General features: G+C 44.7%; 11 protein-coding genes. All 11 read right to left on the bottom strand.

Annotation, left to right across the window (positions count from 1 at the left end):
• Nucleotides 1-76 precede the first annotated feature (76 nt).
• Nucleotides 77-961 (bottom strand): MerR family transcriptional regulator, encoded by an 885-nt coding sequence (locus tag ACQRBN_RS05415; protein WP_427737967.1) that lies wholly within the window; start codon nucleotides 959-961, stop codon nucleotides 77-79.
• A 263-nt stretch (nucleotides 962-1,224) separates the two neighbouring features.
• A complete protein-coding gene (gene lysS / locus ACQRBN_RS05410) occupies nucleotides 1,225-3,186 on the bottom strand; it encodes a lysine--tRNA ligase (protein ID WP_427737966.1) in 1,962 nt (653 codons plus the stop codon).
• Between the two features lie 146 nt (nucleotides 3,187-3,332).
• Nucleotides 3,333-3,815 carry a transcription elongation factor GreA gene (greA, locus tag ACQRBN_RS05405; RefSeq protein WP_427737965.1) on the bottom strand — a complete coding sequence of 161 codons (483 nt, stop codon included), beginning with the start codon at nucleotides 3,813-3,815 and terminating at the stop codon, nucleotides 3,333-3,335.
• A gap of 227 nt (nucleotides 3,816-4,042) precedes the next feature.
• On the bottom strand, nucleotides 4,043-4,999 hold the full coding sequence (gene dusB, locus ACQRBN_RS05400; protein WP_427737964.1) for a tRNA dihydrouridine synthase DusB: 957 nt from the start codon (nucleotides 4,997-4,999) through the stop codon (nucleotides 4,043-4,045).
• A 79-nt stretch (nucleotides 5,000-5,078) separates the two neighbouring features.
• On the bottom strand, nucleotides 5,079-5,849 hold the full coding sequence (locus tag ACQRBN_RS05395; RefSeq protein ID WP_427737963.1) for a type III pantothenate kinase: 771 nt from the start codon (nucleotides 5,847-5,849) through the stop codon (nucleotides 5,079-5,081).
• Nucleotides 5,850-5,859: 10 nt separating this feature from the next.
• Nucleotides 5,860-6,189 (bottom strand): DUF6145 family protein, encoded by a 330-nt coding sequence (locus tag ACQRBN_RS05390; protein ID WP_427737962.1) that lies wholly within the window; start codon nucleotides 6,187-6,189, stop codon nucleotides 5,860-5,862.
• Nucleotides 6,182-7,162: a biotin--[acetyl-CoA-carboxylase] ligase gene (locus ACQRBN_RS05385; RefSeq protein WP_427737961.1), complete on the bottom strand. Its 981-nt coding sequence runs from the start codon at nucleotides 7,160-7,162 to the stop codon at nucleotides 6,182-6,184. The genes ACQRBN_RS05390 and ACQRBN_RS05385 overlap by 8 nt, the downstream gene beginning before the upstream one ends.
• 7 nt (nucleotides 7,163-7,169) lie before the next feature.
• On the bottom strand, nucleotides 7,170-9,263 hold the full coding sequence (argF, locus tag ACQRBN_RS05380; protein ID WP_427737984.1) for an ornithine carbamoyltransferase: 2,094 nt from the start codon (nucleotides 9,261-9,263) through the stop codon (nucleotides 7,170-7,172).
• Nucleotides 9,264-9,294: 31 nt separating this feature from the next.
• Nucleotides 9,295-9,738, bottom strand: coding sequence for an NfeD family protein (locus ACQRBN_RS05375; RefSeq protein ID WP_427737960.1), 444 nt, complete (start codon nucleotides 9,736-9,738; stop codon nucleotides 9,295-9,297).
• Nucleotides 9,739-9,880: 142 nt separating this feature from the next.
• Nucleotides 9,881-10,681, bottom strand: coding sequence for a TrmH family RNA methyltransferase (locus ACQRBN_RS05370; RefSeq protein WP_427737959.1), 801 nt, complete (start codon nucleotides 10,679-10,681; stop codon nucleotides 9,881-9,883).
• Nucleotides 10,682-10,764: 83 nt separating this feature from the next.
• A complete protein-coding gene (locus ACQRBN_RS05365) occupies nucleotides 10,765-11,406 on the bottom strand; it encodes a potassium channel family protein (RefSeq protein ID WP_427737958.1) in 642 nt (213 codons plus the stop codon).
• Nucleotides 11,407-11,408: the final 2 nt, after the last annotated feature.

The raw sequence follows: 11,408 nt of genomic DNA, 5'->3' as shown, positions 1-11,408 counted from the left end.
GTTTGCGAATATCCGTATAAATAGAAAAAGCCCTTTGAGAAAAGGATTTCTCCTCTCTCAAAGGGTAGTTTAACTTTTACTTAGAATTATCTTTTTTAATAACTAAGTTGTAATTGCTATCATAATACAGTCCAAGTTCTCTACACATTCTATCGTTCACATTATCTAACGCTTTCTTATATTCTGCATACGTTGGAGACAGAACCATCAAATTAGGAATGAATATATCGTTATAGCCTTTATTTTGTAACTCTTTCTGCATTTTTCTCTGTGAAACAAATGCCGGATGATATTTCATTATACTGTTTTTCATTTTAGCACCTTTCCATACTTTTTCTTTTAAGCTTTCGTAGTCACTTTCACTCATATCACGATAATAGGCTATCATCTCATCTGCGGTTCTGATTTCTTGTGCAACCCCACCTATCATCTTCGCACCTATTCCCATGATAAAAGGAACTTTCAATGTCGTTTCATCGCAATATTCTAATATATTCTGTAGTGCTTGCTTCTGTTCCAGAGTCTTCAACCTTACATTAAGAAATGGTTTGAAATGACTTTTAAAATAATCTCCCCATTCTTTTCCCGGTAGCAAAGACTCAATCGCATTTTCAACGGTTTGATAATCAAGTGCCTCATTAGCTTTGTCTGCGTCACCATCATCTATAAATTGCTTCAAAGCTTCAAGTTCTGAGTCTTTTAAAACTTTTTCCTGCACTTTTTCTTGATAAATACGAAGAAGAATACTTTTGTCGCCAGTTTCCAAAAGGCTCTGTATGTCTTTAATACTAATACCGAGTTTTCTATATACTGAAATCTTTTTTAAAGTTTCAACATCTTGTGCAGTATAGTTACGATAACCATTGTTATCTTTATCCACTGACAGCAATCCTTTTTCTTCATAATACTTAACTGCACGCTTTGTCATTCCAACCTCATTTACAATTTCATTCAATAACATCGGATGCACCTCCTTATGATTTATGTGGATAGTATAAGCGTATACGCTGCGTATAGGTCAAGGGTTTTTCGTCTTTCTTCTAAAAATGGGCAATCCCGATTTCAGGACTGCCCATTCATTCTGCTAATTATGCGATTTTTTCTTGCTTGCACCGATTTCTGCATCAATTGATGTAAGTTTGATGTAAATCGCTGTTTTTTTAGTTTTTTATCAAATGAAGTACGTCCCGTCTATTTGATAAAACGGTACATCTTTACATCATCTTAATAGAGCTTTGCACCTGCCGGAATACGGTCATCTACCATAAGAAGATTTAAGCCTTCACGACCATCTTCTTCGTGTACTGCCGAAATCAGCATACCGCAGGAGTCAATTCCCATCATCTTTCTCGGCGGAAGATTTACGATAGCGATGCAAGTCTTTCCAACCAGTTCTTCCGGCTCATAATACTCGTGAATACCGCTTAAAATCGTGCGGTCTTCGCCTGTTCCGTCATCAAGGGTAAACTGCAACAGCTTCTTTGACTTCGGTACTGCTACACATTCTTTTACCTTAACGGCTCTGAAATCTGACTTTGAGAATGTGTCAAAATCAACTGCTTCCTCAAATAAAGGCTCAATCTTTACTTTTGAGAAATCAATCTTTTCCGGTGCTGCTTCTACATTTTTTTCTGCTGTTTCAGAAGCCTGATTATTTACATCATTTTTCTTATTTACACCATCTAAGGACTTCATTGTCGGGAACAACAACACATCCCTAATCGCCGCAGAATCAGTTAATAACATACACATTCTGTCAATCCCGAATCCAATGCCACCTGTCGGAGGCATACCAATCTCCAATGCATTCAGGAAGTCTTCATCTGTCGTATTCGCTTCCTCATTCCCCTGTGCCAACTGCTCTTCCTGGTCTTTGAAACGTTCTCTCTGATCAATCGGATCATTCAACTCTGAGTAAGCATTCGCCATCTCCCATCCATTCATGAAGAACTCGAAACGCTCTACATATTCCGGATTCTCTGGTTTTTTCTTGGTCAGCGGAGAGATCTCAATCGGATGATCCATTACGAATGTCGGCTGGATCAGATGCTCCTCCACAAACTCTTCAAAGAACAGATTCAGGATATCTCCTTTCTTATGACGCTCCTCATACTCTACATGATGCTCATCCGCAGCCTTTCTGGCCTCTTCCAGCGTTGTAATCTCATTCCAGTCAACACCGACATATTTCTTAACTGCATCTACCATCGTGATTCTCTCAAATGGCTTGCCAAGATCCATCTCTACGCCATTGTATGTGATCGTCGTAGTTCCAAGCACCTCCTGTGCCACATGGCGATACAAGTTCTCTGTCAGATCCATCATTCCGTTATAATCCGTATATGCCTGATATAATTCCATCAGCGTAAATTCTGGGTTATGTCTGGTATCCAGACCTTCGTTACGGAATACTCGTCCAATCTCATAGACTCTCTCAAGTCCTCCTACAATCAGGCGTTTCAGATATAATTCCAAAGAGATGCGCAGTTTAAAGTCTTCACCCAATGCATTAAAATGTGTCTCAAACGGCCTTGCCGCAGCTCCGCCTGCGTTGCTTACCAGCATAGGAGTCTCTACCTCCAGGAATCCCTGTCCGTCCAGATATCTTCTGATAGAACTTAAGATCTTAGAACGCTTGATAAATGTATCTCTTGCTTCCGTATTCATGATCAGATCTACATATCTCTGGCGGTAACGCATATCTGTATTCGTCAAGCCATGGAACTTCTCCGGAAGGATCTGTAGACTCTTAGAAAGAAGAGTCACGGCTGATGCATGGATAGATATCTCGCCCGTCTTAGTTTTGAACACTTCACCTTCCAGGCCAATGATATCTCCGATATCCATTTTCTTAAAATCTTTATACGAATCTTCGCCAATGCTATCTCTTGCAACATAAGACTGGATATTGCCGCTCTGGTCAAGAATATTGCAGAAAGATGCTTTTCCCATGACACGCTTCTGCATGATACGGCCTGCAAGTGCTACGTGCTTGCCTTCCATCTCCTCGTAGTTCTCTTTGATATCCATCGCATGACATGTTACGTTATATTTCGTGATCTCGAACGGGTTCTTACCATTTGCCTGAAGATCTGCCAGTTTTTCACGGCGAACCTTTCTTAATTGGTTTACATCCTGTTCCTGTACTTTTTTCTGCTGTTCAGCCACGTTTCCCTCTCCTTTCATATGTTCAAATTCAGACTCCCCGGATCAGGGAGTCTGATATATCTCTGCCTTTATACTGTTTTATTGCTTTAATAACAAACTGCTGCATTGACGCGATTTTCGCGAATACATTAATCCACAATACACCAGCCATATTCTTCCGGAACCTACATAGAACGGCTGATATGAAGCACTTCATACTCCATAATACCTGCCTGGGTCTCAACTTCAACAGAATCTCCAACCTTGCAGCCGATCAGTGCCTGACCTACCGGTGACTCATTGGATATCTTCCCTTCCAGGCTGTTCGCTTCTGTAGAACCTACCAGTTTGAATTCCATCTCTTCGTCAAATGTCTTGTCATATACTTTTACTGTACATCCCACGTTAATCTTATCAAAGTCTACTTCATCCTCCACCACAACTTCTGCATTCTTAAGGATGCCTTCTAATTCCTCGATACGTGCCTCTATGTCACGCTGCTCATCTTTTGCAGCATCGTATTCTGCATTCTCTGAGAGGTCTCCCTGTTCTCTGGCTTCTTTGATCTTGCCCGCAACTTCTTTACGCTTTACCACTTTCAAATGCTCCAGTTCATCCTCCAATGCCTTAAGCCCGGCATAAGTAAGTAACCTTTTCTTTGCTTCCATGTGTCTTGCTTCCTTTCTTTTCTCATACTTTATTCCCGCGGGCTTTGTATCACAAGGCTGCCCTGGCGGATATGCTATCGCTCCAAATATATTCTTCAAAGGTGATCCGTAGACCGTACCATCTTTGTTCATCTTTTGACAAAAAATAGACTTTCACAATTTCATTATTATACCCAAACACCGTCTTAATGTCAACCTATTTTGACATAGGATTGCCTCATATAATTCTATTTTATTCTCGTATTCAGAAGTTCTTCCAATTCCTCATAGGATTCAACTTTATTGATATCATCCCTAAGTTTTGCAGAACCTTCCATCCCTTTGGTATACCATGCCACATGCTTGCGCATCTCGCGGATTCCAAGGTAATCTCCTTTGAATTCTATCTGAAGTCTTGCATGTCTTAGCATGGTCTCTTTGACCACTTCTTTTGATGGTCTCTCCGGCATCCTCCCTGTCCTATCATATTCCACGAGTTCCCGGAATATCCATGGATTTCCCTGAGCGCCTCTTCCGATCATAACACCGTCACATCCGGTCTGTTCTCTTAATGCCAGCGCCTTTTCTCCCGACGTCACATCTCCATTGCCGATAACAGGAATGGACACCGCTTCTTTCACCTGACGGATGATCTCCCAGTCTGCCTTGCCAGAGTAATACTGCTCTCTGGTTCTCCCGTGGACAGCCACCGCTGCGCCTCCGGCTTCTTCGATAATCTTCGCGATCTCTACCGCATTTACATGATCGTCATCAAAGCCTTTCCGAATCTTCACTGTTACCGGTTTCTGAATTGCCCGGGCAGTCTGATACACAATCTCATATACCAGTTTTGGAGTCTTCATAAGCGCAGATCCTTCCCCATTCTTCACCACCTTCGGCACCGGACATCCCATATTGAGATCCAGGATCTGGAACGGAAGTTCTTCAATCTGTTTTGCAATCTCGCTAATAATATGTGGATCAGAGCCAAATAACTGTAATGATACCGGATATTCCTGCGGATGGATGGAAAGCAATGCTTTGGTATTCTTATTTTTATACTGCAGCGCTTTGGCGCTGATCATCTCCATGCATAATAAGCCCGCACCTTGCTCTTTACACAACAGACGGAACGGCAGGTCGGTTACACCTGCCATGGGGGCAAGGATGTATGGATTCTCAAGTTTTACGTCTTTTATATTCATTCAGGTACACCACATTTCGCAATTTGGGACGTAGTAAAAGTGCATTTTACTACGTCCCCAGTTAAAATCTTAACATTCTCTATCTTTTATTTTTCTCATAGATAAACCGCAGTCCCTTAAGCGTCAACTGTGAATCATACACGTCGATCACATCCGTCTCTGCCGCGATCATCTTGCCTAATCCGCCGCTTGCCACAACTTTCGCATCGTGATAACCGGATTCTTCCTTGATCTTCCTGACAATGTACTCTGTCTGTCCGATCTGCCCGAATACAAGTCCCGCCTGCATACTGGCGATAGTTTCTTTGGCTATGATGGAATCCGGCTTCTTGATCTCAATCGCCGGAAGCATTGCAGCCTGTCCTGTCATCGCCTGTGCGGAGATACGGATTCCCGGCGCGATAACTGCGCCTTCGAATGTTCCGTTCGGGCTTACGATATCATAAGTTGTAGCGGTTCCGAAATCGATGACGATCACCGGACCACCGTACAATGTATATGCCGCAACAGCGTCCACAATGCGGTCTGCTCCTACCTGCTTCGGATTCTCCGTCGCAATGCGGATACCGGTTTTAATTCCGGCAGATACGATCATTGGTTTTACGGAGAAATATTTTATAATCGCGCTTCCAAGCGAATGCATGATATCCGGCACTACGGATGCGATGATTACCGCATCGATCTCTGTACTTTTCACGCCTTGAAACTCTACCAATTCTTTTAACGTAATTCCATACTCATCCGAAGTTCTTGGCAATTTTGTCGTCATACGACAGGTTCCAAGCAGTTCCTCTCCCCGGAATACCCCCAGTGTTATGTTGGTATTTCCCGCATCTATTACTAACAGCATATTGTCCCTCCTACACTTCTTCCCCCAGGAAGAATACTTTATAATACATCTGCAAAGCCTCCAGAAGTTCCTGTTTCTCCCTCTGCAGCTGCTTAATCTTAAGCTGGCTTCCGATATCGTCGAACATCGGATCGCATTCATCGGATGTCACCTCGAAGCATAATTCCCCATCTTCTTCATACACCAGCGTCAGAATGCCGCCCACATCATGTACATAGAGCACGCACATAATCTTCAGTTCATTCTTAACCGCCTCCGGCAACTGTTCAAAATCCGGATTGAGGTAATATTTCTCTTCGTAAGAATTGGCACCGCAAAGTACCACTTTTCCATTATACATATCCATATACTCCTCTAACAGACACTTCGCCTGCATACACTTCTTGTTCCTGCCCGTCCTGCAGCCTTACAATCAGTTCGCCCGTCTCGTTGATTCCAAGGGCGTAAGCCTCATACTCATGTCCGGGTTCTAACACCTTAACCTCTTTATCGATATTCACAAGCAGAGAATTATATAGTTCCCTAACCCCTGACAGATCCTCTGTCTTTCGGAAGATCTCATAATACTTTTCGAAACTTTCCATCGTAGCAGCAATCAATTCCGAACGTTTTATATTCGTCCCCAACTCTGCCTTAAGCGAAACCGCCCGCTCCTGTATCTCCTGCGGAAATGTCTCCTGATTCACATTGATTCCCACGCCAATCACTACATAATTAATATAGTCGATCTCCGCACTCATCTCCGTCAGGATGCCGCATACTTTCCTGCCATGAATCACGATATCATTCGGCCACTTAATCTGCGACTCAAGCCCGGTCACCTTCTGAATCCCTTCCGCCACAGCAAGTGCCATAAGAAGCGTAAGCCTGGGCGCTTTGGACGGCAGCATATCCGGATGCAGCAGGATGGTCATATAGATACTGGTACCCGCCGGGGATTCCCAGGATCTTCCTCTTCTTCCTTTGCCCGCCACTTGGCGGTCCGCCACAAATAACGTGCCATGTTCTTCGCCTTTTTCCCCGGCATCTTTGGCGCGGTTATTGGTAGAATCAGTCTCGTCATAGTAGACCACTTTCTTCCCCGCCCACCGGGTCTTCATCAGGCTTTCTATCTCGGCCTTGGACATAACATCCGGACTATCCACAAGGCGGTACCCTTTGTTGCGTACCGCCTCTATCTGATATCCTTCTTTTTTCAATTGTTCAATCACTTTCCATACAGCCGTCCGTGACACCTGAAAATGATCACAGATCTGCTGACCGGAGAGGTAAGTATCATTTTCCTTTAACAAACGCAATATTTCAGATTTCATACCGTCTCTATCTTTCACCTAATGTCGCTACCATAACAGCCTTGATCGTATGCATACGATTCTCAGCCTCATCGAACACCTTGGACTGTTCAGACTCGAATACCTCATCTGTCACTTCCATATCCTCAATGCCGAATCTCTCATGGATCTCTTTTCCAATCTTCGTCTTCAGATCATGGAAAGATGGCAGACAATGCAAGAAGATTGCCGTATCCTTAGCATTCGCCATTATTTCTGATGTCACTTTATATGGAGACAGTACACGGATTCTCTCTTCCCACACTTCATCCGGCTCACCCATGGATACCCATACATCTGTACAGATTACGTCCGCATCCTTCGTACCCTCTTTGACATCCTCTGTCAGGGTAATGGTTGCACCGCTCTCTTTCGCATACTCTTCACAGAGTGCCACTAATTCTGCATCCGGGAAATATTCCTTGGATGTACAGGCAACAAAGTGCATTCCCATCTTCGCACATGCGATCATATAGGAATTGCCCATATTATATCTTGCATCTCCCATGTATACCATCTTGATTCCCTTCAGGTATCCGAAATGCTCTCGAATCGTCAGAAGGTCTGCCAGCATCTGGGTCGGATGATATTCATTCGTCAATCCATTCCATACCGGAACCCCTGCATATTTGGCAAGTTCTTCTACAATCTCCTGGCCGAATCCGCGATATTCGATTCCGTCAAACATTCTTCCTAATACTCGTGCAGTATCTTCGATACTCTCTTTCTTGCCAATCTGAGATCCGCTCGGATCAAGATAAGTCGTTCCCATCCCCATATCGTGAGCAGCCACTTCAAAAGAGCAGCGGGTTCTGGTACTGGTCTTCTCGAAGATCAGCGCAACATTCATTCCTCTATATTTATCAACCAGCACTCCGTTCTTCTTCTTCTCTTTTAAGTCTGCCGCAAGATCCAGCAGATAGGTAATCTCCTCTGGAGTATAATCCTTCAGTGTCAAAAAATTTCTTCCTTTTAAGTTCATCGTCAATCCCTCTCTTAATCCTATTAGTATGTGCACGAACCTCGGAAGGTTCATCTGGTCGTTTAATGCTGCATATTTTGTATATACCATATCATATAATTGGTCTACTGTGTATATCTGATATTTCGGAATGTGCAATAATTTGGCAGTTGCCTCCAGCATTCCCAGAAACAAGTCCTTATCTTTATAGCCCGGAGACAATTTCAGCACAAATGCAATCTCGGCTTTCTCGATCTCCCTTAGTTCCTGCAGCAGCCTCTCATAATACTCTTCCTCGTGAGTCTGCCTGAGATAATAGATCATACCCTCCAGGCCATACAGCATCCGCTTCGCATCATAATAGCCGATCGTCAGATTCTGCCGGCTCCGTTTGCCAGAGAATTCGATAATACTGCCAAGTTTCACTTTTGGGGCGATCTCATATTTCACACCGTCCTTAGGCATCCGCACGCGCGGCTCACGCCCCGGTCCATAGATCCTTACCTCTATAATGTCTTCATACCCTCGCCTAACAAGGGAATTAAGCGGCACGTTGTTCACCACACCACCGTCAATATATTTCTTCCCATGAATCCGCTCATTCTTGAATCCAATCAGATAAGCGCTTGCCAACAGGAAATCTTCCAGGAGTCCTTCAGGAATATCTTCTATACTTAGATCCAACTCTCTGAATTCCGATAACGAGAATGTAAGCAGACAGAATTCCTTGCCGCATTCCCGGATTGCCCCCTCATCGACAGTCTCATGGATCAGTTCCCGAAGCGGCGCAATATCCACACCGCCATCCTTCAAGCGTTTCCATATCTCACTTAGGAATTCACGCATGGTGGTCTCTCCGTCAAACAGGCGCTCCATCCATTCATCATCCACATCCATTACAGTGGAAAATGTCATCTCTCGCCAAATCTTCTCTGCCTTCTCCACATCTCCCATGCAGACAAGCGCGCCATTTAACGCACCCACGGATGTTCCAGCCACTGCACGGATCTTCACACCGGCCTCCATCAGCGCCTTCCACGCGCCAATCTGATATGCGCCTCTTGCACCGCCGCCATCGAATACAAGTCCATATTCTTTTGTCATGTCAATGATGGGTTCGATAAGCCACACATCCTTTCACGCTGTCTGCATCCTACCTGTCTCTTTCATCCTTAGGACGTACGATTAATTTGACTCCCTGGATTCCATTTACCACTACAACCGTGTTCTTCGGTATCTTGCCGTCAGGCTCGTCCGTCTTCGCAGCCCATTCCTGCCCGCTGATCTCGACTCTTCCTGCTCCCTCAAAGGTATCGATATCCTCCAGTACCAGCGCACACTGTCCGATCAGACTCTCGGCATTCGTCTTCTGTCTCTCCTGGTTAAAATACTTTACCGCAATCGGTCTTGTCATCACCAGAAGCACGATGGACACCACTAGGAACACCACCACCTGAGTCACAGTCCCGAATCCAACCAGTTCAGCCGCCAACGCAGCCAACGCCCCTCCGGCAAACCAAATCGTAGTAAGCCCTAACGTTATAATCTCTATAATCAATAATATGATAAATAACAATAGCCAGTATATAGTCTGCATATGCATATGCCTCTTTTCCACTGTATCTAAAAGCAAATACCTTTTCTTCGTATTATAATACTATACTTTAATTCCTCAATCAAGTACACCCGGAATGTTGTCCCTTCCTCGTGGAATATGCTTCTTCTCAGAACTGCGTCCACTAGTTAAGATATGAACGCCTCCTCTGCCGTCCCACCTCGAACATCAATACAGAGGCCGCAATCGCCGCATTCAAAGATTCCACCTGACCTTCCATCGGAATCTTAATATAAGTATCCGCCAGTTCCGCGATCTCCTTCGTCAGACCATTTCCCTCATTACCAATCAGAAACGCACATGGAAGGCAGTAATTCTCCTCATCATAATCTCTCTTCCCTTCCAGATGGGCGGCATATGTACGGATTCCTCTTTTCTTAAGGTCGCAGACCGCCGTTTTCAGATCTTCCGCATAATAGAATGGCATACGATAGATCGAACCCATAGTAGAGCGAATCGTCTTCGGATTATAGATGTCCACACATTCCCGATCCATCACAATTCCGGTCACGCCCGCACCTTCCGCAGTCCGAAGAATCGTTCCAAGATTCCCCGGGTCTTGCAGATGATCCAGCACAATGATGTGCGGGCATTCTCCCCCTGCCACCTCATCGAGAGTATATCCCATCTGCTCCACAACACACAAGATTCCCTGCGGGGTCTTCGTATCTGACACATATGAAAACACGGTATCCGATAAGATCTCCGGGGTGATACGGCTGCCCGCCAGAACTTGATCCACCACCTGTTTTTCTCTCTGGTAGAATGTCTCCGTCACATATACTTCCCTTAACTTCCGAACAGGCACCTCCCGGAACATGCGGATGCCTTCTACCAGGAATACCTTCTCTTCATCTCTTGCTTTTCGCTTTTTCTTCAAGTTCACCAGATGCTTAATCCTCTGGTTTGAAGTACTCGTTATCATATGCTTTCCTGCCCTTCTCCATCTTACTGCAATTCTTAGCCCACAGTTTTCCCGTTATAATCTTTCTATCTATCATTTTCTATCTACAGTTTTTCCAATGCTGTGTTCGCGCCCACCAGGATCAATACAGCGCCCTCTTTCAGAGGTTTCTCCGGATCAGGATTCACCTCAACCGCCTCCCCTTCCTTCAAGCCAACAACATTCACATCAAAGGTACGCCTCACATCCAATTCCTGAAGCGATCTTCCAACCCATGCTTTCGGCACCTGGATCTCCATAATACTATAATCCGGCGACAGCGCGATCCAGTCCGCAAAATTCGCTGACATCAGATTCTTCGCAATCCGGCATCCCATCTCATACTCTGGAAATATCACTGCATCCGCCCCAATCTTCTTAAGTATCGTAGCATGAAGGTCATTCTTCGCTTTCGCCATCACATATGGAACCCCCATCTCCTTCGAAACCAGTGTCGCCATGACACTTGCTTCCATATTATCCGCAACTGCCACAACCACTCCATCCAAATTCCTGATTCCAAGAGACTTGATCACATCCGGGTTTTCCACATCTGCTTTCATTGCATAAGACACACGGTCAGCAATATCCTGAACACGCTCCATATGATTGTCTACCGCCACAACCTCGCATCCCATGCTCTGCAGCGTTACCGCCACACTCTCTCCAAAACTGCCAAGTCCAAGTACCGCATATTGTTTCTTCATAC

The organism is Bariatricus sp. SGI.154 (assembly GCF_050313795.1).
GTDB lineage: Bacteria > Bacillota > Clostridia > Lachnospirales > Lachnospiraceae > CAMBRQ01.
Note: the sequence above shows the minus strand (reverse complement) of the source record. Positions and strands in the feature narration are given on the sequence as shown.